General features: G+C 66.5%; 21 protein-coding genes. 9 read left to right on the forward strand and 12 right to left on the reverse strand.

Going from position 1 to position 25,896, the window contains the following annotated elements; genetic code table 11:
- Positions 1 to 73 precede the first annotated feature (73 nt).
- The 3 genes from SBI20_RS04610 to SBI20_RS04620 all read right to left on the reverse strand — a co-directional run bounded on the left by SBI20_RS04610 (position 74) and on the right by SBI20_RS04620 (position 3,402).
- Positions 74 to 814 carry an N-formylglutamate amidohydrolase gene (locus SBI20_RS04610; protein ID WP_317973939.1) on the reverse strand — a complete coding sequence of 247 codons (741 nt, stop codon included), beginning with the start codon at positions 812 to 814 and terminating at the stop codon, positions 74 to 76.
- A complete protein-coding gene (locus tag SBI20_RS04615; protein WP_317973940.1) occupies positions 811 to 1,608 on the reverse strand; it encodes a 4-(cytidine 5'-diphospho)-2-C-methyl-D-erythritol kinase in 798 nt (265 codons plus the stop codon). Before SBI20_RS04615 ends, SBI20_RS04610 begins: the two co-directional genes overlap by 4 nt.
- A gap of 147 nt (positions 1,609 to 1,755) precedes the next feature.
- Positions 1,756 to 3,402: an electron transfer flavoprotein-ubiquinone oxidoreductase gene (locus tag SBI20_RS04620; RefSeq protein WP_317973941.1), complete on the reverse strand. Its 1,647-nt coding sequence runs from the start codon at positions 3,400 to 3,402 to the stop codon at positions 1,756 to 1,758.
- Positions 3,403 to 3,679: 277 nt separating this feature from the next.
- Here SBI20_RS04620 and SBI20_RS04625 point away from each other — a divergent pair, with 277 nt between their 5' ends.
- The 6 genes from SBI20_RS04625 to SBI20_RS04650 all read left to right on the forward strand — a co-directional run bounded on the left by SBI20_RS04625 (position 3,680) and on the right by SBI20_RS04650 (position 8,780).
- Entirely contained in the window at positions 3,680 to 4,393 is a 714-nt protein-coding gene (locus SBI20_RS04625) for a uracil-DNA glycosylase family protein (protein ID WP_317973942.1), read from the forward strand.
- Positions 4,394 to 4,443: 50 nt separating this feature from the next.
- On the forward strand, positions 4,444 to 6,186 hold the full coding sequence (locus tag SBI20_RS04630; RefSeq protein ID WP_317973943.1) for a lytic transglycosylase domain-containing protein: 1,743 nt from the start codon (positions 4,444 to 4,446) through the stop codon (positions 6,184 to 6,186).
- Positions 6,176 to 6,703, forward strand: a complete 528-nt coding sequence (gene moaB / locus SBI20_RS04635; RefSeq protein WP_317973944.1) for a molybdenum cofactor biosynthesis protein B — start codon at positions 6,176 to 6,178, stop codon at positions 6,701 to 6,703. The genes SBI20_RS04630 and moaB overlap by 11 nt, the downstream gene beginning before the upstream one ends.
- Before the next feature lie 2 nt (positions 6,704 to 6,705).
- On the forward strand, positions 6,706 to 7,122 hold the full coding sequence (locus SBI20_RS04640; RefSeq protein ID WP_317973945.1) for a DUF4279 domain-containing protein: 417 nt from the start codon (positions 6,706 to 6,708) through the stop codon (positions 7,120 to 7,122).
- Positions 7,123 to 7,238: 116 nt separating this feature from the next.
- Entirely contained in the window at positions 7,239 to 7,637 is a 399-nt protein-coding gene (locus SBI20_RS04645) for a hypothetical protein (RefSeq protein WP_317973946.1), read from the forward strand.
- A 72-nt stretch (positions 7,638 to 7,709) separates the two neighbouring features.
- A complete protein-coding gene (locus tag SBI20_RS04650; RefSeq protein WP_317973947.1) occupies positions 7,710 to 8,780 on the forward strand; it encodes a PA0069 family radical SAM protein in 1,071 nt (356 codons plus the stop codon).
- A 75-nt stretch (positions 8,781 to 8,855) separates the two neighbouring features.
- Here SBI20_RS04650 and SBI20_RS04655 read toward each other — a convergent pair whose 3' ends face one another.
- The 8 genes from SBI20_RS04655 to SBI20_RS04690 all read right to left on the reverse strand — a co-directional run bounded on the left by SBI20_RS04655 (position 8,856) and on the right by SBI20_RS04690 (position 21,228).
- Entirely contained in the window at positions 8,856 to 10,463 is a 1,608-nt protein-coding gene (locus SBI20_RS04655; protein WP_317973948.1) for a long-chain fatty acid--CoA ligase, read from the reverse strand.
- 50 nt (positions 10,464 to 10,513) lie between these two features.
- Positions 10,514 to 14,110, reverse strand: a complete 3,597-nt coding sequence (gene dnaE, locus SBI20_RS04660) for a DNA polymerase III subunit alpha (protein ID WP_317973949.1) — start codon at positions 14,108 to 14,110, stop codon at positions 10,514 to 10,516.
- A 77-nt stretch (positions 14,111 to 14,187) separates the two neighbouring features.
- Positions 14,188 to 16,020, reverse strand: a complete 1,833-nt coding sequence (locus SBI20_RS04665) for a DUF885 domain-containing protein (RefSeq protein ID WP_317973950.1) — start codon at positions 16,018 to 16,020, stop codon at positions 14,188 to 14,190.
- Positions 16,021 to 16,144: 124 nt separating this feature from the next.
- Positions 16,145 to 16,639: a glutathione peroxidase gene (locus SBI20_RS04670; RefSeq protein WP_317973951.1), complete on the reverse strand. Its 495-nt coding sequence runs from the start codon at positions 16,637 to 16,639 to the stop codon at positions 16,145 to 16,147.
- A 337-nt stretch (positions 16,640 to 16,976) separates the two neighbouring features.
- Positions 16,977 to 17,243: a hypothetical protein gene (locus tag SBI20_RS04675; RefSeq protein WP_317973952.1), complete on the reverse strand. Its 267-nt coding sequence runs from the start codon at positions 17,241 to 17,243 to the stop codon at positions 16,977 to 16,979.
- A gap of 140 nt (positions 17,244 to 17,383) precedes the next feature.
- Positions 17,384 to 18,058 (reverse strand): ABC transporter ATP-binding protein, encoded by a 675-nt coding sequence (locus SBI20_RS04680; protein ID WP_317973953.1) that lies wholly within the window; start codon positions 18,056 to 18,058, stop codon positions 17,384 to 17,386.
- On the reverse strand, positions 18,051 to 19,292 hold the full coding sequence (locus SBI20_RS04685) for a lipoprotein-releasing ABC transporter permease subunit (RefSeq protein ID WP_317973954.1): 1,242 nt from the start codon (positions 19,290 to 19,292) through the stop codon (positions 18,051 to 18,053). Before SBI20_RS04685 ends, SBI20_RS04680 begins: the two co-directional genes overlap by 8 nt.
- Positions 19,293 to 19,470: 178 nt before the next feature.
- The gene (locus SBI20_RS04690; RefSeq protein ID WP_317973955.1) at positions 19,471 to 21,228 is read right to left on the reverse strand and encodes a sensor domain-containing diguanylate cyclase; all 1,758 of its coding nucleotides are present in this window, start codon (positions 21,226 to 21,228) and stop codon (positions 19,471 to 19,473) included.
- Between the two features lie 486 nt (positions 21,229 to 21,714).
- Here SBI20_RS04690 and purF point away from each other — a divergent pair, with 486 nt between their 5' ends.
- The 3 genes from purF (at position 21,715) to SBI20_RS04705 (ending at position 24,444) form a co-directional block, all read left to right on the forward strand.
- The gene (purF, locus tag SBI20_RS04695; protein ID WP_317973956.1) at positions 21,715 to 23,193 is read left to right on the forward strand and encodes an amidophosphoribosyltransferase; all 1,479 of its coding nucleotides are present in this window, start codon (positions 21,715 to 21,717) and stop codon (positions 23,191 to 23,193) included.
- A gap of 2 nt (positions 23,194 to 23,195) precedes the next feature.
- On the forward strand, positions 23,196 to 23,939 hold the full coding sequence (locus SBI20_RS04700; RefSeq protein WP_317973957.1) for an SDR family NAD(P)-dependent oxidoreductase: 744 nt from the start codon (positions 23,196 to 23,198) through the stop codon (positions 23,937 to 23,939).
- A gap of 175 nt (positions 23,940 to 24,114) precedes the next feature.
- On the forward strand, positions 24,115 to 24,444 hold the full coding sequence (locus tag SBI20_RS04705; RefSeq protein WP_317973958.1) for a PilZ domain-containing protein: 330 nt from the start codon (positions 24,115 to 24,117) through the stop codon (positions 24,442 to 24,444).
- Here the strand turns inward: SBI20_RS04705 and SBI20_RS04710 are convergent.
- The gene (locus tag SBI20_RS04710) at positions 24,441 to 25,832 is read right to left on the reverse strand and encodes a cryptochrome/photolyase family protein (RefSeq protein ID WP_317973959.1); all 1,392 of its coding nucleotides are present in this window, start codon (positions 25,830 to 25,832) and stop codon (positions 24,441 to 24,443) included. The genes SBI20_RS04705 and SBI20_RS04710 overlap by 4 nt on opposite strands.
- Positions 25,833 to 25,896 lie beyond the last annotated feature (64 nt).

A 25,896-nucleotide genomic window follows, 5' to 3' on the forward strand; every position in this document is an offset into this window, starting at 1 on the left:
CGAAAGCACGCGCAAGCCCATGCCCCCTACTCCACCGCGCCGCAAGCGTCGAAGGTTACATTTGCGACTTTTATCAGCGGTTCGCAGCAAGCCCGGCCATGACCTGCGGGATGATCCGCGCCAGCCGCGCGGCCCAGCGCGCCTGCCCGGCCTCCTCGCCGATCAAGTCCTGCCGGATCTCCAGCCCGAGATAGGGCCTTCCATGCGCCTCGGCATGGCGGTTCATCGTCGCGTTGAGCAGGCGGCCCGAATAGGGCTGCTGGTCGCCCACGCACAGGCCCGGCTCGGCCTCCAGCAGGGGAATCGCGATCCGCGCGGCGCGCGCGTCCTCGTTGTAGAGCACGCCGACATGCCAGGGCCGCGCGCCCGCAGGGTCGCTGGCCAGACGAGGCGTAAAGCTGTGGAGCGAAACGATCAGCGCGGGCTCGTGCGCGGCCAGAATGGCTTCGAGCGCAGCGTGATAGGGATCGAAGAAGCGCGCCAGTCGGCCCACGCGGCCAGCCGCATCGAGGCGGTTGCCGGGGATCGCATGGCCATCGCTGGCTTCGGGAATGACCGCGGGGGCATCGGCATCGCGGTTGAAATCGCAGACGAGGCGGCTCACCCCACCCTGAAACGCAGCGATCCCCGGCGCCTGCGCCAACAGCGCGCCCACTTGCGCCACGCCGATGTCGATGGCGACATGCTGGCTGAAGACCTCTGGCGCGACACCAAGCGCAATGTCCGCCGGGACATGGGCGCTGGCATGGTCGGACACGATCAGCACCCCGCCCGTCACCGGCGTGCCCAGCAAGGTGAAGGCCTCGCTCCTCACCGCAGCTTGCCCGCCAGCGTCCACCATGAGGCAGGCATCGCGGCCAGCGCGGCATCGCGCGCGGCAAGGGTGTCGTAAAGGGCAAAGCACGTCGCGCCCGAGCCCGACATGCGCACCAGCCATGCCCCGGTTGCGCGCAAGGCGGCAAGAACATCGCCGATCTGCGGCACCAGCGCGAGCGCGGGGGCTTCAAGGTCGTTGCGCCCTTCGAGCGCGATCGTGCGCGTGGTGCCCTCGGGCATCGGCCCACGGTCGATCCCGTCCCAGCCCTTGAAGACCGGCCCGGTGGGCAGCGGAATGCGCGGATTGACGAGGAGGACCGGGGTTCCGGCCAGATCGTCGTCCGCCGGTTCCAGCTCGGTCCCGGTGCCCCGCCCAATGCAGGCGCGGCTTTCGACACAGGCGGGCACATCGGCGCCCAGCGCGGCGGCGCGCGCGTGCCAGTCTGCGGGCAGGCCCTGAAGCCGCTCGACCAGACGGAACACCGCGCCCGCATCCGCCGAACCGCCGCCCAGCCCCGCCGCCACCGGCAGCCGCTTTTCCAGCGTGATCGCCCAGGACTGGGGCCGGGGCAGGCAATTCAAGGCCTTGGCCACGATATTGCCAAAAGGATCGAGCAGTTCGCCGCCATATTCGCCCACCACCCGCAGGCTGTCCTGATCGGCAGGGGCAACGCTCAGGGTGTCGCCCGCATCAACGAAGGCAAAGGCCGTCTCGAGCATGTGATAGCCGTCCTCGCGGCGCGAGCGGACATGCAGCGCGAGGTTGATCTTGGCGTAAGCGGTTTCAAGCATGGGCGAAAAAATCGAACCTTCAAAAAGCCTCGCGGCACCGGACCCTTGCCCCGCGCCGTTTCCCCAAGGGAAACCGACGCAAAAGACAAAGGCCCGGTGCCGCGCAAAGATCGATCCGGCAAGCCGGAATTTCCGATCAGTTACCCCTTACATGTTGGGATAGTTGGGGCCGCCGCCGCCTTCGGGCGTCACCCAGTCGATGTTCTGCGTGGGGTCCTTGATGTCGCAGGTCTTGCAGTGGACGCAGTTCTGCGCGTTGATCTGCAAGCGCGGCTCGCCCTCGTCCACGCCCACGAATTCATAGACCCCCGCCGGGCAGAAGCGCGCCTCGGGCCCGGCATAGAGCGGCAGGTTGATCCGCGTGGGGACGGTCGGGTCCTTGAGCACGAGGTGGCACGGCTGGTCTTCGGCGTGATTGGTGTTCGAGAACGACACGCTGGTCAGGCGGTCGAAGCTGATCACGCCATCGGGCTTGGGATAGACGATCGGCTTGAAAATGTCGGCGCGCTGCGTCGCCTCGGCATCGGTGTGATGCTTCATGCCCTTGATCGGGTTGATCTTGAGCACGCGGGCCCACATGTCCGCCCCGGCCAGGATCGTGCCCCAGGTGCCGCCGAACTTGGACACCATCGGCTGGGCGTTCTGCACCAGCTTGAGTTCCTCGGCGATCCAGCTCGACCGCACGGCATCGTCGTACTCGGTCATGTCGTCCAGTTCGCGGCCAGCGGCGATCGCCGCCACGATGGCGTCAGCCGCCAGCATGCCACTCTTCATCGCGGTGTGGCTGCCCTTGATGCGCGGCACGTTGACGAAGCCCGCCGAGCACCCGATCAGCGCGCCACCGGGGAACGACAGGCGCGGCACCGACTGCCAGCCGCCTTCGTTGATCGCGCGCGCGCCATAGGACACGCGGCGCCCGCCTTCGAGGATCGCGCGGATGTCCGGGTGCTGCTTCCAGCGCTGGAATTCCTCGAACGGATAGACATAGGGGTTGGCATAGTCGAGCGCGGTGACGAAGCCGAGCGCGACCTGGTTGTTGGCCTGATGGTAAAGAAAGCCACCCCCCCACGAATTGCTTTCCGACAGCGGCCAGCCCTGGGTGTGGATCACGCGGCCAGGCACGTGCTTGGCCGGGTCGATGTCCCACAGTTCCTTGATGCCGATGCCATAGACCTGCGGCTGGCAATCGCGTTCGAGCTGGTAGGTCTTCTTCAGGCGCTTGGTCAGGTGCCCGCGCGCGCCCTCGGCAAAGAGGGTGTACTTGGCGTGGAGTTCCATGCCCGGCTGATAGTCGGGCTTGTGGCTGCCATCCTTGGCAACACCCATGTCGCCCGTGGCCACGCCATAGACAACGCCCTGCTTGTTGGTGAGGATCTCGGCAGCTGCGAAGCCGGGGAAGATTTCCACGCCCAGCTCCATCGCCTGTTCCGACAGCCAGCGGCACAGGTTGCCAAGGCTTCCCGTATAATTGCCCTCGTTCGACATGAACGGAGGCATCGGCCAGTGCGGCAGCGCGTGCTTCTTGGCCTTGGTGAGCACCCAGTGCCAGTTGTCGGTCACCGGCACTTGCGCCATCGGGCAGTCCATCGTCCGCCATTCGGGCAGCAGTTCGTCGAGCGCGCGCGGATCGACCACGGCGCCTGAAAGAATATGCGCCCCGATTTCCGAGCCCTTTTCGAGCAGGCAGACGGAAATTTCGGGATTGGCCTGTTTCAGCCGGATCGAGGCAGCCAGACCCGCAGGCCCGCCACCGACGATCACCACGTCATAAGGCATCGATTCCCGTTCGCTCATTGTCCCGCTCCATCGGCGCCGACACGCTGCGATCATGCCCGAACACGTAAAAACAGGGCAGCAGGCGCGGCTTAACCACACGATAATGGCGATCAGCCTTGAAAGCTGGTGCCGCCAAGGTCAATAGGGTGCGCATGACGAAGCCGGGCTTCACACAAAAACGCATGGGCACAATAAGCGGCCCTGATGGTCAGGCTCACCTGTCATGATGGCCCCGCCCTCCGGCTCCCCGCCTTGCCAGACAGCTCCCCTCACTGCCGCCCCTCTTTCCGCGGCCATGATCGAGGCCGCCTTTGCCTGGTGGGAAGATGCCGGCGTCGACGGGGACTGGAGCGACCAGCCCCAGCCCTGGCCCGCCAGCACCCGCAAGGCCGCTGCCACCAAGGCCACGCTGGCCCAGCCCGTCGCGCCACCCCCGCCGCCCGAAATGGGCGGCCTCGCGCGCGACTGGCCACAGGATCTGGCCGGATTTGCCACTTGGTGGATGGAAACCGCGGCCCTGCCCTTCCCGCCCGCCCGGCGGATCGCGCCTTCGGGCCCGGCTGGCGCGCGGCTGATGATCCTGCTGCCGATGCCCGAGGCCGACGATACGGAGACGCTTCTCTCGGGCCGCGCGGGCAAGCTGCTCGACGGGCTGCTGGCCGCGCTCGGGCTCGACCGGGCCAAGGTCTATCTGGCCAGCGCCCTCCCTTGCCATGTGCCGATGCCCGACTGGACACAGTTGCGCGAGCAGGGGCTTGGCGCGCTGCTGGCCCATCACGTCGCCCTGGCCGCCCCGGAACGGGTCCTCGTGTTCGGACGCAGCGGCATTTCGACGCTGATCATGCACAATTCACCGAATAAGCCTGCCGATTTACGTGAGTTTAACCATGACAAGGGATGCGTACCTGCGGTTTTCGCATACGATCTTGCGGCGCTCATGGCTCGGCCGGCGCACAAGGCGGCCTTGTGGAACCGCCTGCTTGACTGGACGGGAACAGACCTGACGTGACAAACCGGCGCCTTTCTCGCGCTCGTTTTCCTGCCTTGGCCGGGGCCATCGTGTCCCTGACCCTGGGAGCGAGCCTTGCCATTCCGGCCCCTGCCCACGCGAACAGCGCGGCGGCCGAATATTTCCGCAGCCGGGCCGACCGCTCGGCGGTCCCCACCCTGCTCAGCAAGGACGACCGGACTTATTACACCCAGCTCTTCGCCGCGATCGACCGCGGGGACTGGGCCAATGTCCAGTCGATGCTCGGCCAGCGCGCCGATGGCCCGCTTCATGCCGTGGCCCGCGCCCGCTACTATCTGGCCGCCACATCACCCAAGGCCGATCTGGGCTCGCTGACCGACCTGCTGTCGCGCGCGCCCGACCTTCCGTGGTCGGACCAGCTTGGCCGCCTCGCGCTCAAGCGTGGCGCGCTCACCCTGCCGGTCATGCCCAGCACGCAGGCGCTGGCCCCCCTGCCCGGCACCCCGCGCCGTACCCGCCCGCATTCGACCGCCGACGGCACCATGCCCGACAGCGTGGCCCAGGCCATTGTCGAGCGGATCAAGGCCGACGATCCCACCGGCGCGCGCGTCCTGCTCGACGGCGTCGACGCCATGCTTTCGCCCGATGCGCGTGCCGAATGGCGCCAGAAGATCGGGTGGAGCTTCTACATCGAGAACGACGATGCCAATGCCCGGCTGATGGCCTTGTCGGCCACCGAAGGCAGCGGCCCGTGGGTGGCCGAGGCGCTGTGGACCGCAGGCCTTGCCAGCTGGCGCATGGACGACTGCATGGCGGCTGCCGACAGCTTCCAGAAGGCCGCGCTTCAGGCATCGAACCCGGAACTGGTGTCTGCCGCCCACTACTGGGCCAGCCGTGCTTTCGTGCGGTGCCGCCAGCCCGAGAAGGTCGCCGAATCGCTGCGTCTGGCCGCGCGCAACCGCGACACGCTCTATGGCATGATGGCGGGCGAAGCGCTCGGCCTGCGCAATGCGGCCACCACGTCCACCCCCGATTTCTCGCCGCAGGACTGGCAATCGCTGCGCGAGCTGAACAATGTGCGCCTCGCCGTCCAGCTTTCCGAAATCGGCGCCGATGGGCTGGCCGACGAAGTGCTGCGCTATCAGGCGCGGATCGGCAGCCCGTCGCAATATGCCCCGCTCTCGCGCCTCGCACGCGATCTCGGCCTGCCCTCGACCCAGTTGTGGATGGCCTACAATGCCCCGCCCGGCGCCCGCGCCGACGAGGCCGCGCGCTATCCGGCGCCCAAGTGGGTTCCGGCCAATGGCTGGAAGGTCGATCCGGCCCTGCTGTTCGCCCATTCGCTTCAGGAATCGAACTTCCGCACCGCCGTGATCAGCCCGGCTGGCGCGCGCGGGCTGATGCAGGTTCTTCCGGGCACCGCGCGCGACATGGCCCGCGCCGATCCGGCGATGACCGGCCTCGACAGCCAGCTCGACACGCCGGGGGTCAACCTCGCGTTCGGGCAGGCCTATCTGGCGCGCTTGCGCGACAACAGCGCAACCGGGGGCCTGCTGCCCAAGGTGATCGCCGCCTACAACGCCGGCCCCGCGCCGGTGAGCCGCTGGAACACGCAAGTGAATGCCCAGGGCGATCCGCTGCTGTGGATGGAATCCATTCCCTATTGGGAAACGCGCGGCTATGTGTCCGCCGTGATGCGTAACTACTGGATGTACGAGCGGCAGGCCGGCGGCCCGTCGGACAGCCGGATCGGCCTTGTCGAAGGCCTGTGGCCCCGTTTTCCGGGCCTTGAAGGCGGCAACAATATCAGGGTGGCCTCGCTTGCCCGTTGATCCTGCCCGCACGTTCAAGCCCATCCACATCGCGCTGCTCACCGTCTCGGACACACGCGGCCCCGACGAGGACACTTCGGGCGACATTCTGGCCCAGCGCATCCGCGACGCGGGCCACACCCTGTCCGCGCGTGCGCTCGAACGCGACGAGGCCGACCGCATCGCCACGCGACTCAACAACTGGATCGACGATCCGGCCATTGACGCCGTGGTGATCACCGGCGGCACCGGCCTGACGGGCCGCGATGTCACGCCCGAAGCACTCGACCGGGTAAAAACGCGCGATATCCCCGGATTTGGTGAGTTGTTCCGCTGGATCAGTTACAAGACCATCGGTACCAGCACCATTCAGTCACGCGCTTGCGCCGTGGTGGCCCGAGGGACGTACATTTTCGCCCTGCCTGGCTCCAATGGCGCAGTGAAGGACGGTTGGGACGGCATCCTGGCCGAGCAGTTGGATAGCCGGAACCGGCCCTGCAACTTCGTGGAACTCATGCCGCGATTGCTGGAAAAATAACCTTGCCACCGATTCACGATGCCAACCTGACCCTGCGTTTCTTTGGCGATGACCTTGATCCGGAATACCTGACCGAGCGCCTCGGCTGCCCGCCCGACGATTTCTCGGTCAAGGGCGACACCGCCACGTCGGAAAGCGGCGCGACCAGCGTTTCGGCAACCGGGCGCTGGCTGCTGCGCGCCAGCGATCTCTATGCCAACGACATCGAGATGCAGATCGCCGAGCTGCTCGACACGGTGACCGACGACCTGACCGTCTGGCACGACGTGACCACGCGCTATCAGGCCGACATGGTCGTGGGCCTGTTCATGCAGGCCGGCAACGAGAGCTTCACCCTCTCCCCCGGCGCGGTCGGCGCACTGGCCGTGCGCGGCCTTGCCCTCCACTTCGACATCTACGACCACGGCATCACTGGCTGAGGCTTCATCAAGCCTCCGGCATCCCGGAAACGTGAACAGGGCCCGACCGGGCCCTGTTTCGTGTTGCAAGCCTGCCATTCAGTCTGCCAAGAATCCCCGAGCGAACGGCGGGGGATATGGAAGCCATGGAATTCATTTTTGAATTCGTGATGCAATTTTTTGGCGAAATCCTCCTCCAACTCTTTGTCGAGGTTCTGGCCAAGAGCCTCCTCTACAGCTTCGATCTCAAAAGCGGGCATCCGATCCACACCCTGTATTCAAGCGTCGGATTTACGATCCTCGGGGGCCTCGCAGGCCTGATCAGCCTGACTTTCGCCCCGCATTCCTTCGTCACCAATCCTGTGCTGCGCAAAATCAACCTGGTCGTCACACCGCTTGCCGCTGGTGGCATCATCACCCTGCTCGGCAAAAGAAAGCGTCGATCAGGGATCGCGCCCGATGGTCTCGACAAGTTCAGCTATGCGTTCGTTTTTGCCTTCGCCATGGCACTCATCCGCTTCCTCTTCACAAAGTGAGGACTTGCTCCGAAACGGGGCGGCGGCAAGGTAGTCCTTGCTCATTTGTTCTTTTTATGTTCCAATCAGACCATGGAACGAATCCGGGGCAGAGGTGCGCAATCGTGTGCGGTTCCCACGCGCTTTGGCCTGGCCACGCGCGAGGCTGATGGCGACTGGCGCGATGATGCGCTGGTCGTCGATGGTGCGCCGCCGCGCCTGCGCACGAGTGTCACGCCCGAATTCCCCAAGTCGGTCCTGACCTTCAACACCTCGCCCGACATCCCGTTCGACCGCTCGCTCAACGCCTATCGCGGGTGCGAGCATGGCTGCATCTATTGTTATGCGCGGCCCACCCACGCCTATCACGATCTCTCGCCCGGCCTCGATTTTGAAACCAAGCTGTTTGCCAAGCCGCAGGCCGCCGCCCTGCTGCGGCAGGCCTTTGCCAAGCGCGGCTATACCCCGCGCCCGCTCGCCATGGGGACCAACACCGATCCCTACCAGCCGATCGAGCGGGACTACCGGATCACCCGGCAAGTGCTCGAACTGTGCCTTGAGGTCGGCCATCCGGTGACCATCACCACGAAATCAGCGCGCGTGCTCGACGATCTCGATCTTCTGCGCGCGCTGGCTGCGCGGCGGCTGGTGGCGGTGGGGATCTCGATCACCAGCCTCGACCCGCGCCTGTCCTCGCTGCTCGAACCGCGTGCAGCCAGCCCGGCCAAGCGGCTCGATGCCCTCGCCCGGCTGGTCGAGGCCGGGGTGCCAGCCCATCTTGGGCTTTCCCCTGTCATTCCCGCCATTACCGACTGTTTTATCGAGGATATCCTGATGGAAGCGGGCGCACGCGGGGTGCGTTCCGCCAGCTGGATCATGGTCCGCCTGCCCCATGAGGTCGCCCCGCTGTTTCGCGAGTGGCTCGACGTTCACTTTCCCGACCGGGCGGGCAAAGTCATGCACATCATCCAGTCGATGCGCGGGGGCAAGGACTACGAGGCGAGCTTTCACACGCGGATGAAGCCCAAGGGCGTCTGGGCCGATCTGGTGCGCGCACGGTTCCGGCTGGGCGTGCGGCGGGCGGGGATTGCACAGGACAGGCTCGATCTGGACTGCGAACAGTTTCGCGCGCCTTCGCGCGATGGGCAGATGGATTTGTTTTGATTGGGGATTTGAGGGTGGCGGCGGGCCCCGGACCTGATCCGGTGCCCTCCGCCACCCTTTCATCCTTCGGGAAAGCTAGGAGGAACCCCAGGCAAAATCCTGAAATTGCAGCCGTAAATGCTTCTTCGAGATTTTCCCTGTCGCCGTCAGCGGCAGGGCCTCGACGAAGACCACCGCATCGGGCAGCCACCATTTGGCCACCCGGCTCGCCAGATGATCGATCACCTCCGCCACGCTCGCCTGCGCGCCCTCGCGCAAGACAACGACCAGCAGGGGCCGTTCGTCCCAGCGCGGATGGGGCAGGCCGATGGCCGCCGCCTGCGCGAGCGCGGGATGGCTGATCGCGGCGTTTTCCAGTTCGACCGAACTGATCCATTCCCCACCCGACTTGATCACGTCCTTGGTGCGGTCGGTGATCTGCAAGGTGCCGTCGGAGTGGAGGATCGCCACGTCGCCGGTGTCGAACCAGCCTTGCGCGTTCACAGCGTCGTGCTCGGCGCGGTAATAGCGCGCGATCACCCATGGCCCGCGCACTTGCAGCGCGCCGGGTGTCTGGCCATCGCGCGGGAGGACCACAGCCGGATCGTCGAGCGAAACGCAGCGCATCTCGACACCAAAAGGCGGGCGCCCCTGCTTGGATTTGAGCGCGAGGCGTTCGCCCGGTGAAAGATCGTCCCAGTTCCACGGCTCGCCCCCGGCGGTGCCGATGGGCGAAGTTTCGGTCATGCCCCAGGCATGGCTGACGCGCAGCCCCTGCGCCATGAACCGGGCGATCCGGTCAGGCGGCAGCGCCGAACCGCCGCACAGGACATCGTGCAAGGCCGGCGGGAAGCGCCCTTCGCGGTGGGCGTCGGCATAGTCGGCCAGCGCCAGCCAGACCGTCGGCACCCCGGCCAGCGAGGTGACGCCATGGCGCTCCATCAGGTCGGTCAGCACCGCCGGATCGGCGACCGCCGAGAAGACCAGGCTCGCCCCCACCATCGCCGTGCCCCAGGGAATGCCCCAGCAGGCAGCATGGAACATCGGCACGACAGGCAACATGACCGAGCGGCTTTCCAGCGCGAAAATCTGCGGCTGAAGCACACCGAAGGCATGAAGCACGGTCGAGCGGTGCGAATAGAGCACGCCCTTGGGATCGCCGGTCGTGCCGCTGGTATAACTGAGCATGCAGGCCTCGCGCTCGTCGCCCTCGACCCAGCCTTCGGCCTCCGCCCCTTCGATCCAGTCGGCAAACAGCGGCGCAGGCCCGGCGCTGTCGAAGCAGACATAGTGCTCGATGCTCGGCCAGTGCGGCTTCATCCGCTCGACCAGCGGGGCAAAGGCCGCGTCGAACAGCAGCACACGGTCCTGCGCATGGTTGACGATATAGGCCAGTTGATCGTCGAACAGGCGGGGGTTGAGCGTGTGGAGCACGGCGCCTGCCCCCGGCACGCCATACCAGGCGACCAGATGGGCGGCATGGTTCATGGCCAGCGTCGCCACGCGGTCGCCCGCGCCGATCCCGGCCTCGCGCAAGGTGCGCGCCAGCTTGAGCGCATCGACACGCACCTGCCCCCAGGTGGTCTGTGTCTCGCGCGCGTCGGCCCAGCGGCTCACGATGGCGCGGTGGCCATGTTCGCGCGCGGCATGGTCGATCAGGCGGCCCACGCGCAGCGGCCAATCCTGCATGGAACCCAGCAGCATCCTTAATCCCTTTCTGTCCGGCGCTTTCGTTCCGGCTTCTTCGCGAAAGCCTATTTCACCAGCCGCAAGTGACTGTCGGCCTTGGCCGTCAGCGCCACATTGGCCAGCCCCTCGATCGGCAGCAGCCGTTCGATCAGGTCGGTGTCGAGCTTGAAATTGCGGCCCAGTCGCACGCGCGGGGCCTCGCCCGTGCCTGTGCGCAAGCGGGCGATCACTTCGCCCTTGGCGTCCTCCTGCCGGGGCAGGAGCAGCGCGAGTTCGCGGATGGCCTCGACACTGTCCACGTCGAGCGTGAGGTGCATCCGCGCCGCGTTCGTTACCGAGGAAAGCGGACGCCCGCCGCGCACGGTCACGCGCGGGGGCTCGTCGGCATTGGGACGGTCGAGTTCGACATTGAGCAGGACGCAGGTTCCCTCGCGGGCCCACTGGACGAAATCATCGACCAGCGATTCCTCGAAGCACGAGGCCGTGAACAGGCCGCTGCTGTCGGAGAAATCGGCCATGATGAAGTCCTTGCCGCGCTTGGTCTTGCGCTTCTGGACGTTCTCGACGAGCGCGGCCATGACCGCGCCCGAACGGCCCCCGCCGCCTTCTCCGGCGCCCGCCATCAGGCTGCCATAGGTCCGCGCGCCATTGGCGCTGGCGACCGCGCGATATTCCTCGACCGGGTGGGCGGCGAAATAGAACCCGAAGTTCTCGCGCTCGGCGGCCATCTGGTCGGCGCGGCTCCACGGTTTGGTTTCGACGAGGCGCGTTGCGGGCTGGTCGTGGCCGTCGCCGCCGAACAGCCCGCCCTGCCCGGACGTGCGCGTGCGCACCGCCTCGTCGGTGACAGCCATCAGCAGTTCGGCGTTGGCGATGATCTTCGCGCGGTTGGTGTCGAGGCAATCGAGCGCGCCCGCCGCCGCCAGCGCTTCGAGCTGGCGGCGGTTCATCGAGCCTGCCGGGATGCGCTTGAACAGGTCGTCGAGCGTGGCGAAGGGCCCATTGGCCTCGCGCTCGGCAACGATGGCATCCATCGCCTTTTCGCCCACGTTGCGCAGGCCCGCGAGCGCATAACGCACCGCATGGCCATCGGTGGTGCGCTCGACGGTGAATTCAGCCTCCGACGCGTTGATGTCGGGCCCGGCCAGCGCGACCCCCTTGCGGCGCATGTCGTCGACAAAAACATTCAGCTTTTCAGACTGATGCATATCGAAGCACATGGAGGCTGCGAAGAATTCGTGGGGGTAGTGCGCCTTGAACCAGGCGGTGTGGTAGGCCAGCAGGGCATAGGCCGCCGCGTGGCTCTTGTTGAAGCCATAGCCGGCGAACTTGTCGATCAAGTCGAACAGTTCGTTGGCCTTGCCCGCCTCGATGTCCGAAACCTCCTTGCAGCCTGCCACGAAACGCAGGCGCTGGGCGTCCATTTCCGCCTGGATCTTCTTGCCCATCGCGCGGCGCAGCAAGTCAGCGTCGCCCAGCGAATAGCCCGCCAGGATCTGCGCGGCCTGCATCACCTGTTCCTGATAGACGAAGATCCCGTAGGTTTCAGACAGGATGCCCGAAAGCTTGTCGTGTGGATATTCAATGCTTTCCAGCCCGTTCTTGCGACGGCCGAACAAGGGAATGTTGTCCATCGGGCCCGGACGGTAGAGCGAGACGAGCGCGATGATGTCACCGAAATTGGTGGGCTTCACCGCCGCAAGCGTGCGCCGCATGCCTTCGGATTCGAGCTGGAACACGCCGACCGTATCGCCGACCTGAAGCAGGCGGTAGACTTCCACGTCGTCGAGCGGAAGCTGCGAGAGATCGATGGTGATCCCCCGCTTGCCCAGAAGATCAACCGCCTTGCGCAAAACCGAAAGCGTCTTGAGGCCGAGGAAGTCGAACTTGACGAGGCCTGCGTCCTCGACATGCTTCATGTCGAACTGGGTCACCGGCATGTCGGAGCGCGGATCGCGGTAGAGCGGCACGAGCTGGGCGAGCGGACGGTCGCCGATGACCACGCCCGCCGCGTGGGTCGAGGAGTTGCGCGGCAGGCCTTCGAGCTGCATGGCCAGATCGATCAGGCGCTTGACCTCGGGGTCGCGGTCATACTCGCGTTTCAGTTCCATCACCCCGTTGAGCGCGCGTTCGAGCGTCCACGGGTCGGTCGGGTGGTTGGGCACCATCTTGCACAGGCGGTCGGTCTGGCCATAGCTCATCTGGAGGATGCGGCCCGTGTCGCGCAGCACGGCGCGGGCCTTGAGCTTGCCGAACGTGATGATCTGGGCGACGTGATCGGCGCCATATTTCTGCTGGACATAGCGGATCACTTCGCCGCGCCGGGTTTCGCAGAAGTCGATGTCGAAGTCGGGCATCGAGACGCGTTCGGGGTTGAGGAAGCGTTCGAACAGCAGGCCCAGCTTGATCGGGTCGAGGTCGGTGATGGTCAGCGCCCAGGCCACCAGCGAGCCCGCGCCCGAACCACGGCCCGGCCCCACCGGAATATCGTGGTCCTTGGCCCACTTGATGAAGTCGGCCACGATCAGGAAGTAGCCGCCAAAGCCCATGCGGTTGATGATCGCGATCTCGAATTCGAGGCGCTTGCGATAGTCGAGCACTTCCTCCCACGCGCCGGCGGCGGCCAGTTCGGGGAACTGGGCCGGATCGGGCTCGGCATCGGGGCCCATGCACAGGACCTGCTCCAGCTCGCCATGGGCCGCTTGCGGGTAATAGGACAGCAGGCGCGCGACGAGGCCGGTGCGGCTGTCGGCGGCACAGGCGCGGGCCTCGCCTTCCTTGTCACCCGCGAGGCTGGGCAGGATCGGCTTGCGCTTGGGCGGGATGCAGGCCGTGCGCTGGGCGACGACGAGGGTATTGGCGAGCGCCTCGGGCACGTCGGCGAACAGCTCGGCCATGACCTCCATCGGCTTGACCCACCATTGCGGCGAGGAGCGCGGGCGGTCGGTGCTGTCGACGTGGGTCGAGCTGGCAATGCACAGCATGGCATCGTGTGCGTCGTAGAAACCGGCATCGGCAAAGCAGGCCGGATTGGTCGCCACGAGCGGCAGGTCGCCCGCATAGGCCAGCGCGATCAGGGCGTCTTCGGCGGCTTCCTCGGCCGCTTCGCCCCGGCGCGCCAGTTCGAGGTAGAGCCGGTCGGGGAACAGCGCCTGAAGCGTGTCGAGGTAGCTTTCCGCCGCGCCCTGCTGTTCGCCCGCGAGCAGGCGCACGAGCGCCCCCTCCCCGGCAGCCGTCAGGCAGATCAGGCCATCGGTATGGCCTTCGAGGTCGCTCAACAGGACATGGGGCGCATATTCGAGCGGGCGGTCGAGGTGGGCGCGGCTGACGAGGTGGCAGATATTGTCGTAGCCGCGCTCGTCCTGCGCATAGATCGCCAGCCAGTCGATGGTCGGCGCCTGAGGGCCAAAACCAGGCGCGCTCGCCCCCTCGCGCTGGGGGCGGGCAACGGCCAGCATCGTGCCCACCACCGGCTGCACGCCCGCGTCCTTGCAGGCCTTGGCAAAGGCGGCGCTGCCATAAAGACCGTTGCGGTCGGTGATCGCGATGGCCGGGAAGCCGCGCTTTTCGGCCGTCTTGGCAATCGCCTTGGGGTCGATGGCGCCATCGAGCATCGTGTAGGACGAGAAGACGCGCAGAGGAACGAAAGGTGCGAAGGCCATGGTCCCCAGATAGCATGGCCTTCGCGATTTTTTGAGAGGGCATAGCGCCCCTCATCAACAGATTGTCAGGCGTCCCCTTATCGCTGCGCGGCGATCCAGGCCTCGACGCGGGCTTCCAGCACGGACAGCGGCACCGAGCCCGCGCTCACCACCACGTCGTCGAACCCGCGCAAGTCGAACTTCTGGCCCAGCGCGGCCTGTGCCTTTGCGCGCAAGGCCATGATCTTGAGCATGCCGATCTTGTAGCCGGTCGCCTGCCCCGGCAGCGTGATGTAGCGGCGCACTTCCGAGCGGGCATCGTCGGACGGATAGTGGGCAACGTCGATCAGGTAGGCAACAGCCTGATCCTCCGACCAGCCCTTGGCGTGAAGGCCGGTATCGACCACCAGCCGCGCGGCGCGGAACAGTTCGTAGTCGAGCCGCTTGAGATCGGCCGCCGCATCGGGGAACGCCCCCATCTCGCTGCACAAGGCCTCGGCATAGAGCGCCCAGCCCTCGTTGAAGGCGACATAGCCATAGCCCTTGCGGAACAGCGGGGTGCCGGTCTGGCGGACCTGGATGTCGCCTTGCAGCAGGTGGCCGGGGATGCCCTCGTGGCACATCAGGCTGTAGACCCCGGCGTCGACATCCTTGGTGCCCAGCATGTGCAGGAAGACCTGCCCCGGACGCTTGCCATCGGGGCTGGCGAACTGGGCATGGGCCGCCCCGCCCGCCACTTCGCTGAACGAGGGCTCGCGCACGACTTGCGTGCCATAGGCGGGCAAGGCGTTGAAATAGCCGGGCAGAAGCTTGCGATTGGCCTCCACGATGGCATTGGCCCTGGCCAGACGCTGCGCGCGCAGTTCATCGGTCCATGGGCGCGGCGGGTCCTTGGCCATGATATCGGCGCGCAGCGCGGCAGCATCGGCAAAGCCCGCCTTCCTGGCCAGCGCGTCTTCGGCGGCGGCGATGCGGGTCACTTCGGACAGGCCGAGCGCGTGGATCTGCTGCGCGGTCATGTCGGTCGTGGTGTTGAGGCGCAGCGCCGTCTCGTACCAGGCCGCCCCGCCCGGCAGCGAGCCCGCGCCAACCACGCCCGAAGGCGCATGGGGCAGTTCGTCCTGTGCCCAGGCGATCACCGCGCGATAGGCCGGGGCGAGCGCGAGGATCGCGGTGCGCGCCTGCGCGGCATATGTCTTGCCATCGCCTTCCGAAATCGTGCCCGCAGCCTGCGCCTTGGCAATCTTGGCCTGAATGTCGGCCCAGAGCGGCGAATCCGCGCCGGTATCGAAGGGCGCGCCGGTGATCAGGCGCTGGCTGCCCGCGATCACCCGTTCGAGCTGAAAGCGCGGCGGGATCACGCCCTGCCGGGCAGAGTCCCTGCTCTGCGCGATGGCCGTATCCAGAACGCCCGGCATCGCCCCCAGCCGTGCGACATAGCCGCGCAGTTCGGCCAGATCGTGGACCTGATGCGTGCTGATCAGGAAATTGGGCAGGCTGGCGTGGATCGAATAGAGGAACGAATAGAACGGCGGCTGATAGGCGCGGAAGCGATACTGCTGCTCGGCGCGGTCGAGTTCGAGGGCCCAGATGTCATAATTGATGCGCCCCTCGGGCGAGAGGCGGTCGCGCACGAAAGCCGCCTTCATCCGCGCCACGCTGGCCCGCCGCCATTCGAGCCGCTTGAGCTGGGCCGCGTCGCTGATGTCGTCGAGACGGTCGATCCCCTGCCCGAGGCCCAGCCGGGTCGCCAGTTGCGGGCGCATCGCCAGCTCGGCGTCGAATTCGGCGTTGAGGAAGGCGGTCAGACGCGCGTCCTCGTCCTGTGCCGGCGCAACAGCAGGAGCCGGGGCCTTGGCCAGAACAGGCGAAAACGGCACCGCCAGCGCAAGCGCACTGGCGGCCAGCGCCATGTGAATCGTCTTTGTCATCAACAGTCCCTCATGAAAACAAGCGGTTCGCTTGCACGAAGGTCTGCCAAACATGGCGATATGTTACAACGGAAACCGTCGCCTGCTCCCGAACAATCCGAAACGACAGTTTCGGATCAAACCCTTACAACAGCGCGAGAATGTCCTGTTGAAGCATGTGCGGGGGCGCCTTGGGGGCATAGCGGCGCACCACGCGCCCTTGCCGGTCGACGAGGAACTTGGTGAAGTTCCACTTGATCGAGCGGGTCAGCAAGATCCCGCGCGCGCCCGACTTGAGCCACTCGTAAAGCGGCGCGGCCTGGGGCCCGTTGACATCGATCTTGTCCATGAGCGGAAAGCTCAGGCCGAAGTTGACCTTGCAGAAGCTTTCGATCTCGGCGGCGCTGCCGGGCTCCTGCCCGCCAAACTGGTTGCACGGAAACGCCAGAATCTCGAACCCGCGCGGGCCCATCTCGCGCCAGAGCGCCTCAAGGCCTTCGTATTGCGGGGTATAGCCACACTTGGAGGCCGTGTTCACCACCAGCACGACTTTGCCCAGCTTGTCGGCCAGGCTCACTTCCTGGCCACCGGGCAGGCGCGCGGTGAAATCGGCAATCGTGTGCGCGGTCTTGGCGGTCATGCTGCGTCTCCGGATGGAGCCGTACTGCCGCCCCATCTCGATGGCCTGCTGCCACGACGCGAAACAGGGATCAACCGTGCATCCATGCCCCGGCCACGACCTGACAGCGGTTTTCGTCAGAAATCCGCAAAAACGAGCGAGCCCGGATCAGGAGATCCGGCAGGCTGGCCGCCACGGCAAGGAATGACGCCACCCTCGGCATCGCTCCGGCCTGCCATGGCGGCACGCTCCAGCCGTTTTCACCCTGGCGCCTGATCCGAAGCTATCGTTTCGGATCGTTGGGCACCGGGCCGGTGCCCAACCGAAATTCGCCTTTTCGCGAATTTCGAACAGACGATCAGAGAGGATAGTCCTCGCGTCCGTAGAGTTCGAGGGCCTCTTCGGGGCCATAGTTGCGATCGCCGGACCGCTCGATCACCAGATCGGCGCGGTCGGCCTCGGGCATGCGCGCGAGCAGGCCGACCATCTGGGCAAAGCTGCCGGAATGAAGCGCGGCAAAGCCATGCAGCAGGCCACCAGCAGCCTCCCGCGTGACGATGGTAGCGTGGACATTCCAGAAATCCTGGCCCTGATCATGCGCTTCAGCGCGAATGGTGGTATTCATCAGACAAACCCTCCTTGGGCTCCCTTTCCGGGTGATTGAATCAACGCATGGAGCCTTCACAGGTTTCCGCGCGAATCATCAATGAGAGCCGTTTTGGCGCATATTACGTAGCAACGCGCTCTTCCAGAACGTGCTTTATTTTATACGAGCACTCCGTCCTGCAAACGCATCACCCGGTCCATGCGAAATGCCAGACGTTCGTTGTGGGTGGCCACCAGCGCCGCACTGCCCTCGCCGCGCACGAGCTTGAGAAATTCGTCGAGCACGCGGTCGGCGGTCGCCTCGTCGAGGTTGCCGGTCGGCTCGTCCGCCAGCACCAGCGCGGGGCGATTGGCCAGCGCGCGGGCCACGGCCACGCGCTGCTGCTCGCCCCCCGAAAGCTGGCTGGGGCGATGGTCGAGGCGGTGGCCAAGGCCGAGCGCGGTGAGCAGTTCGCTTGCCCGCGCGCGGGCCTCGCCCTCGCGGCGACCGGCCACGAGCTGGGGCAAAATGACATTCTCGGTCGCGTTGAAATCGGGCAGGAGATGATGGAACTGGTAGACGAAGCCCAGATGGTCGCGGCGCAGCGCAGTGCGCGCGTCGGCCCCCAGCGCCGCCGCATCGGTGCCCGCGATCTCGATCACCCCCTCGAAGCCGCCTTCGAGCAGGCCCACGGCCTGAAGCATCGTCGACTTGCCCGAGCCCGAGGGCCCGAGCAGCGCGACGATCTCGCCGGGGCGGATTTCCAGATTGACCCCGCGCAGGACATCGATGCGCACGCCGCCCTGTTCGAAGCTGCGGCGAAGGTTCTTCAGGTGGACGACAGGTTCATTCATAACGGAGCACCTGCACCGGATCGGTGCTTGCCGCCTTGAAGGCGGGATAGAGCGTGGCCAGGAAGCTGAGGACCAGCGCCATGACCGCGATCACGGTGATTTCGACCGGATCGCTGCGGCTGGGCAGTTCGGTAAGGAAGCGGATCGAGGGGTCCCACAGGTTCTGCCCGGTCAGGATCTCGACCAGATGGACGATCGGCTGGCGGAAATAGAGGAAGACGAAGCCCAGCACGAGGCCCACAGCCGTCCCCATCGCGCCGATCACGAAGCCGATGGTCATGAAGATCTTGAGCAGGCTGGTTCGCGAGGCGCCCATCGTGCGCAGGATCGCGATGTCGCGCGTCTTGGCGCGCACGAGCATGATCAGCGAGGAGAGGATGTTGAACACGGCCACCAGCACGATGATCGAAAGCACCACGAACATCGCCACCCGCTCGACCGCGAGGGCCTCGAACAGGCTGGCATTGAGGGTCTTCCAGTCGGTGATCACCGCGCGGCCTTCCAGCGCCTTTTTCAGCGGGGCGAGCGTCTGCCCCACGGTGTCCGGGTCGGTCGTCGTCACCTCGATCATGCCGATGGAATCCCCGGTCAGCAGCAGGGTCTGCGCATCGGGAATGGGCATGACGACGAAGGCATTGTCATAGTCGTAGACGCCGATCTCGAAGATCGCGGCGACCTTGTAGGCGACCTGACGCGGCACGGTACCGAACGGGGTCGACCGCCCCGCCGGATTGATGATGGTGATCGTGTCGCCCACTTGCGCGCCCAGGCTTTCGGCCAGCCGCGAGCCGATGGCGACCGCATCGTTGCCCGGTTGCAGCGCGGACAAGGAGCCGCTCTTGAGCTTGTCGGACAGGCGGTTGATGTCCGTGGGGGTATTGCCGCGCACGAGGATCGCCTCGACCCGGCCATTGAAGCTGGCGAGCAGGGGCTGCTCGATCAGGGGCGAGGCGCGGGTGACGCCGGGGGTCTTTTCGAGACGGGCGAGAATATCCTGCCAGTCGTCGAGCCGCCCGCCATAGGCCTGCACCACCGCATGGCCATTGAGCCCCACGATCTTGTCGAGCAGTTCGGCGCGAAAGCCGTTCATCACGCTCATCACGATGACCAGCGCGGCCACGCCCAGCATGACCGCCACGAGGCTGATCCCGGCGACCATGGCGATAAAGGCCTCCCCCCGCCCCGGCAGCATGTAACGCTTGGCGATGGTCCATTCGAATGGCGAGAGGATCAAGTGGAGAGCACTTTCGATACGGGAAGAAGGCTGGCGAGAGGCAAAAAACCGGCTGGAGAAACCAGCTGGCCCGCCCCGCTTTAGGACGGCCCCGCCAGCGGGGCAAGACGCCTCACCCCGCCGCGCGCCCAATGCGCCGCGCGGCAAAGAGTTCCCGGACATCCCGCTAGGTAAGCTCTTACGCCGCCACGCGCAGGCGCGCGCGCCCCTCGCTCTTGGCGCGATAGAGCGCCGTATCGGCCGCAGCCAGCGCCAGATCGGTACACCCCGCAACAGCGGCCAGCCCCATGCTCACCGTGATCCGCACGATGCCCTGCGGCGTCTCGACGCCCATTCCGGCAACGGCGACCGCCAGACGGCGACACACCACCTGCGCGCCTTCGATATCGGTATCGGGCATCAGCAGCGCGAATTCCTCGCCCCCGATCCGCGCGAGGATATCGCTGGCCCGCACGACAGCCTGCGCAGTCCGCCCGAAGACCTCCAGAACCTCGTCGCCCACGCCGTGGCCGTAACGGTCATTGACCTGCTTGAAGAAGTCGATGTCGATCAGCGCGAGGGTCATGGGCGCCCCGTCGTTTTCAGCCGCTTCGAGGCGCCCGGCCATGTCGAAGAAGGCGCGACGGTTGGGAATGCCGGTCAAGGGATCGGTCATCGCCGCATGGGCCAGATCTTCCTCGATCCGCTTGCGCGAGGCAATATCGCGGGTGACGCTGACCAGCCCCTCGACATGGCCCTCTTCGTCGGCGATGCCCCGGAAATGGGTTTCCAGCCAGTGCGGATCGCCTGACTTGCAGCGCCCCAGATATTCGACCGCGACCGGGTGCCCCGGCCTTGCGATGGCCGCCTGCCAGGCCCCGGCCACGGCCTCGTGATAGGCGGGCATGACAATGCGCGACAACGGGGTGCCGGCCAGTTCGCCCGGCGCATGGCCGGTAAGCCGGGCAATGGCGGGCGAGGCATAGCGCACGTCGCCCTCGCACCCCAGATGCATGATCACGTCGCTGGCATGGTCGGAGAGCAGCCGGTAGTGCGCCTCGCTGCGCGCCAGTTCGTGCAGGCGCTGCTGCCGCCGCTCCCGCTCGGCCACGAGCGGCAGGACCGACAGCGCGACAACCGCCAGATAGAGTTGCAGGAACTGCATATGGCCGCCCACGATGCCCAGCTCGCCGTGAACCGGTGTCATCAGGGCGATCGGTCCATAGCCGTGGAGGGTCATGAACCCGCCGACCGTCGCCAGAATCATCGGCAGCGCCAGCGCGACCAGCGCATTGGCCCATGTTGCCGAGAACAGCACCAGCAGGAGCGGAAACAGCAACAAGGGCCGGGCAGGCTGGGCAAAGACCGCCGTGGACAGTGCAACCATCGCGGTGATCAGCAAGGCTGCCCGCAGTCCGCGTCCCTCGTCGAGCAGCGGCTGCTCCTTGCGAAGCTTGCACGCCAGCATTGCAAAAGGCGGCAGCACCACCAGCATCCCGAGCGAATGGCCGACCAGCCATGTTCCGAAATTGGGCCCGAAGGCCAGCCCGGACAGCTTCGCCACGACCCCCGCCCCGATCAGGGCTCCGGCCAGCGGCACCATCAGCCCGATCCCCAGACCATAGCCGAGCATCCAGCAGATCATCCGCGAAGGCCAGTACTGCACGGTCAGATGGCGGACCAGCAGCGCGGCAACCGCGCTTTCAGCCAGATTGACCAGGGCCAGCGCGGGCGCCGGTGCCCATCCCAGACCAAAGCAGCCGGTCACCAGAAAACTCGCCAACCCTGCGGCCACGAGCGTTGCATGCCATTTGCGCACCGGCAGCACATGAAGCCGCGCGGCCAGCATGGCATTGGCGCCCCAGACCATCGCGACACCGCCGTTGGAGCGGCTGTACGCCACCGAGAGCATGGCACAGGCAAAATAGGCCAGCCCGACAAGGGCCGCTCCGATCACGCCACCGCCGGTGCCTTCAGCGTAAATTTCGCGGGAGCCAGTGTCCTGTACCCCGCTGTCGCGACCCGCAAGGCCCCCGCCCGCGTGCCCGTAAAACCCGGCGCCCGCCTTCGTCCGATCCCCCGGCGCGCCCCCGCCAACAGCGGCGAACCGCCACGAAGGACGGCGAAAGGAGGCAGGAGAGGCTGGCGGCGCAGCGGACATGGCCGGAAGCCTTGCTGCATGACTGGTTAATTTCGACCTAAGGACAACCACGTTGGCTAAATATTGTCCGCCATGCCATGCCACACGGGCACAACCATCCCCGGACTGTCACCAAATCGTTGCGCAAGGGCAATATTTCCCCGTCCAATGGGGCCTTTGGCCAATCCGGGACGCCGCAGGCCTTGCCTTTGGCGGCAAACCTCGCCACATGGGCGCCGTTGCTCGCCCCCCCGAGACATCCGGCTCGGGCGCGAGTCTTTGGCGCGGGCGCTTGCGAGACACATGATCACCACCAATCCCTTCGAAGACAGCGACGGCGACAAGCTGCGCGAGGAATGCGGCATTTTCGGCGTGCTGGGCGCACGCGACGCGGCGGCGATGACCGCGCTGGGGCTTCATGCCCTCCAGCATCGCGGTCAGGAAGCCGTGGGCATCACCAGTTTCGATGGCCAGGAATTCTACTCGCGGCGCGGCATCGGCCACGTCGCCCAGAATTTCTCCAGCGGCGAAGCCATTGCCGAACTGCCCGGCATGATGGCCGCGGGCCATGTCCGCTATTCGACGACCGGCGGCTCGGGCCTGCGCAACGTGCAGCCCCTGTTTGCCGATCTGGCCGCGGGCGGCTTTGCCATCGCGCACAACGGCAACATCTCGAACGCGATGTTCCTTAAGCGCGACCTCGTGCAGAAGGGCGCGATCTTCCAGTCGACGTCCGATACCGAGGTGATCATCCACCTCGTGGCGACGAGCCGCTACCCCACCCTGCTCGACCGCTTCGTCGACGCGCTGCGTCTGGTCGAAGGCGCCTATTCGCTGATCTGCATGACGCCCGAGGGCATGATCGCCTGCCGCGATCCGCTCGGCATCCGTCCGCTGGTCATGGGCAAGCTGGGCGATGCAGTGGTCTTTGCCAGCGAGAGCGTCGCGCTCGACGTGGTGGGCGCGGACATCGTGCGCGAAGTCGAGGCGGGCGAGCTGATCCAGGTCAGCCTCGACGGCTCGATCCAGTCGCACCGCCCGTTCGGCGACACCGCCCAGCGTCCGTGCATCTTCGAACACGTCTATTTCAGCCGCCCGGACTCGGTGCTCGGCGGCCGCTCGGTCTATGAAGTGCGCAAGGCCATCGGCATGCAGCTGGCGCTCGAAAACCCCGCCGAAGCCGATCTGGTCATCCCCGTTCCCGACAGCGGCGTGCCCGCCGCGCTCGGCTATGCCCAGCAGTCGGGCATTCCCTTCGAACTGGGGATCATCCGCTCGCACTACGTGGGCCGCACGTTCATCCAGCCTTCCGACGGCGCCCGCAACGCCGACGTGAAGCGCAAGCACAATGCCAACCGCAAGCTCGTCGAGGGCAAGCGCATCGTGCTGATCGACGATTCGATCGTGCGCGGCACCACCAGCCTCAAGATCGTGCAGATGATGCGCGAAGCCGGCGCGCGCGAGGTTCACTTCCGCGTCGCCAGCCCGCCGACCGAGCATTCGTGCTTCTATGGCGTCGATACGCCCGAACGCTCGAAGCTGCTCGCCGCGCGCATGGACATCGCCGCCATGGCCGAGTTCATCCAGGCCGACAGCCTTGCCTTCGTGTCGATCGACGGCCTCTATCGCGCCGTGGGTGAAGCCCAGCGCGAGCCCGCCTGCCCGCAATATTGCGACGCCTGCTTCACCGGCGACTACCCCACCCGCCTGACCGACATGGGCGACCGGGCCCCGGCCTGCGCCCCGGCCAAGGCCAAGTCCAAGCCCGCCAGGGTCGCCTGAGGGTGAGCGAGGCCGCAGGAGCATCCGCGCCGGGCAAGCCGCTGGCAGGGCAACTGGCGCTCGTCACGGGCGCCAGCCGGGGCATTGGCGCGGCCACGGCCAAGGCTCTGGCCGCAGCGGGCGCGCATGTCGTGCTCGTCGCGCGCACGGCCTCCGACCTCGAACGCGTGGAAGACGCGATCTTTCAGGCCGGCGGCGCTGCCACCATCGCCCCGGTCGACCTGACCGAACCCGATGGCATCGCGCGTCTGGCCACGGCGATTTCCGATCGCTGGGCCGCGCTCGACCTGCTGGTGATCAACGCCGCCGTGCTGCCCACGCTCACCCCGGTCTGGCAGATCGAACCGCGCGACCTGTCGCGCGCGATGACGCTCAACGTGCTGGCCACCCAATCGCTGATCAGCGCGTTCCACCCGCTGCTCAAGGGCAGCCAGGACGCGCGCGTGATCGGGTTGACCAGCAGCGTGGGCGCCGCCCCGCGTGCCTATTGGGGGGCCTATGGCGCGACCAAGGCCGCCTTCGACGCCCTGCTCGAAAGCTATGCCCGCGAAGTGGCCAGCACCAGCGCGATCCGCGTGGCGATCCTCGATCCGGGCGCCACGCGCACCAAGATGCGCGCCAAGGCCTATCCGGGCGAAAACCCGTCGAGCGTGAAGCCGCCCGAAGTCGTGGCCGACCGGATCGTCGCCCTTGCGAGCGAACCTTTTGCCAGCCCGCATCGCGAACGCATCGAAAAGCCGCGCTGACAAGCCGCCTTCCGGCAACGACAGCCCCCGTCACGGCACACCGTTCAGTGTGTCATGGCGGGGATTTTTTTGTGCTCCGCCCGCCTGTTAACCCGATAGTAAGGCAATTTGCTCATCGTTTGCCCACGAAGCGCGATGCAGCGTTTCGGTTTGACAGCAGCAACGGGGCGTTTCCATGCCGACGATCAAATGGCAGGAAGACTACGAAGCGGCCGCCAGCGACGACCGGTGTGCGCCGCGCTCGCGTCTGGTCATCCCCAGCAAGTTCCGCCGTCCGGGCGGAAGGGCAACCCAGACCCTCGTGCTCGATCTTTCACTTGCCGGATTTTCGGCGCTGGCATCCGGGCGCATCGCTGTGGGCACCAAAGTCTCGCTCACCCTGCCCGGCATGGCCCCGCGCGAGGCCGAAGTGGTCTGGTGGCATGCCGGGATCGTCGGCTGCGCCTTCGACAACCTGCTGACCCCGCGCGAGCACGATGCACTGGTGATGAACCACAGCGGCTAAACAAGCCCGCCTTCCTGCTCTCCCTCCTTCATCGCCCCATGGGCTGCCAGCGCGCGGGCACGGGCGGCGGCATGTTCGACGATCCGTGCGGGATAGCCTCGCGGACGGGCAAGCCCCGAAGGATCGTGAATCTCCCCATCGGGCAGGTGCGCCAGTTCGGGCACCCATTGCCGGATATAGGCCGCCGCGTCGAACTTGGGCGACTGGACCAGCGGCGCCATGATCCGCACGAACATGTTCGCGTCCAGCCCGCTTCCGGCCACCCATTGCCAGTTGGTGGCATTCGCCCCGTAATCGGCATCGACGAGGGTATCCCAGAACCATTGCTCGCCCGCGCGCCAGTCGATCAGCAGATGCTTGACGAGGAAACTGGCCGCGATCATCCGCACCCGGTTGTGCATCCAGCCGGTGTGCCAGAGCTGGCGCATCCCTGCATCCACGATCGGATAACCGGTGCGCCCCTGCTGCCACGCGGCCAGTTCGGCGGGCGCCTCGCGCCATGCCATCGCATCGAAGGCCGCCCGGCCATTGCGCGTGCCATAGTCGGGCGCCTGAAGGATCAGGTTCTGGGCATAGTCGCGCCAGCCCAGTTCGCTCAGGAACACATCGACCGAGCCGCCCGCCCCGCCAACCGCGTGCCAGACCGTCGCGGGCGAAATCTCGCCAAAATGCAGGTGCGGCGAGAGCCGCGAGGTGCCCTCGCGCGCAGGCAGGTTCCGTTCCTCGCCATAGCGTCGGGCACGGCCTGCGAAAGTTTCGAGCCGCGCGCGCCCGCCCGGCTCGCCCGGCGTCCATTCCTCGCGCATGCCCCCGGCCCAGTCGGGCGCGGTGGGCAGAAGGCCACAGTCGTCCAGATGCTCGCTCACCGGCCATGTCGCGGGCGCGGGCAGATGGCCGGGCGCGGGAACGGGCGGCGGCGGGGGCAGGTGCAACAGCGAGGCGCGCCAGAACGGGGTATAGATCCGGTAGGGCTGCCCTGACCCATTGGCGAGGGTTCCGGGTGGCAGCAGGAAGTTGCCGTGGTGAAGGCGCAAGTCCAGCCCCTTGCCCACCGCGCGTTCGGCCATGCGCCACCACGGCTCGTAATGGTGGAGCGCGTGGACCGTGCGTGCGCCCGTCTCGTGGGCCAGTTGCGCCAGAACCGCCTCGCACCGCCCCCGCCGCAGGATCAGGCGCGAGCCGATCGCCTCAAGGCTGGCGGCAAGGCTGGCAAGGCTGTGATGGAGCCACCAGCGCGAGGCGCCCCCCATGCGGCGGTGCCGGGGCGTCTCGTCGTCGAGCACATAGACCGGGATCACCGGCCCGCCCTGTGCCAGTGCGGCCACGAAAGCGGCCTGATCGGCCAGACGCAAATCACGGCGCAGCCAGACAATTGTTGGGTTCGTCATGGCTTGCTATGTGGAGGTTGCACGCGCGCTTGGCCATGCCCCCTGTCCCTTGGTACAGGGGAAC

The organism is Novosphingobium sp. IK01, assembly GCF_033242265.1.
Taxonomy (GTDB): Bacteria; Pseudomonadota; Alphaproteobacteria; order Sphingomonadales; family Sphingomonadaceae; genus Novosphingobium; species Novosphingobium pituita.

Excerpts from the sequence above, each read along its gene's own strand:
- SBI20_RS04655 (WP_317973948.1), bottom strand. The coding sequence starts at position 10,463 with ATGCTGCTGGGTTCCATGCAGGATTGGCCGCTGCGCGTGGGCCGCCTG.
- SBI20_RS04680 (WP_317973953.1), bottom strand. The coding sequence starts at position 18,058 with ATGAATGAACCTGTCGTCCACCTGAAGAACCTTCGCCGCAGCTTCGAA.
- SBI20_RS04645 (WP_317973946.1), top strand. The coding sequence starts at position 7,239 with ATGGAAGCCATGGAATTCATTTTTGAATTCGTGATGCAATTTTTTGGC.
- SBI20_RS04665 (WP_317973950.1), bottom strand. The coding sequence starts at position 16,020 with ATGACAAAGACGATTCACATGGCGCTGGCCGCCAGTGCGCTTGCGCTG.
- SBI20_RS04625 (WP_317973942.1), top strand. The coding sequence starts at position 3,680 with ATGATCGAGGCCGCCTTTGCCTGGTGGGAAGATGCCGGCGTCGACGGG.
- SBI20_RS04670 (WP_317973951.1), bottom strand. The coding sequence starts at position 16,639 with ATGACCGCCAAGACCGCGCACACGATTGCCGATTTCACCGCGCGCCTG.
- SBI20_RS04615 (WP_317973940.1), bottom strand. The coding sequence starts at position 1,608 with ATGCTTGAAACCGCTTACGCCAAGATCAACCTCGCGCTGCATGTCCGC.
- SBI20_RS04710 (WP_317973959.1), bottom strand. The coding sequence starts at position 25,832 with ATGACGAACCCAACAATTGTCTGGCTGCGCCGTGATTTGCGTCTGGCC.
- SBI20_RS04705 (WP_317973958.1), top strand. The coding sequence starts at position 24,115 with ATGCCGACGATCAAATGGCAGGAAGACTACGAAGCGGCCGCCAGCGAC.
- SBI20_RS04620 (WP_317973941.1), bottom strand. The coding sequence starts at position 3,402 with ATGAGCGAACGGGAATCGATGCCTTATGACGTGGTGATCGTCGGTGGC.
- dnaE (WP_317973949.1), bottom strand. The coding sequence starts at position 14,110 with ATGGCCTTCGCACCTTTCGTTCCTCTGCGCGTCTTCTCGTCCTACACG.
- SBI20_RS04675 (WP_317973952.1), bottom strand. The coding sequence starts at position 17,243 with ATGAATACCACCATTCGCGCTGAAGCGCATGATCAGGGCCAGGATTTC.
- purF (WP_317973956.1), top strand. The coding sequence starts at position 21,715 with ATGATCACCACCAATCCCTTCGAAGACAGCGACGGCGACAAGCTGCGC.
- SBI20_RS04650 (WP_317973947.1), top strand. The coding sequence starts at position 7,710 with ATGGAACGAATCCGGGGCAGAGGTGCGCAATCGTGTGCGGTTCCCACG.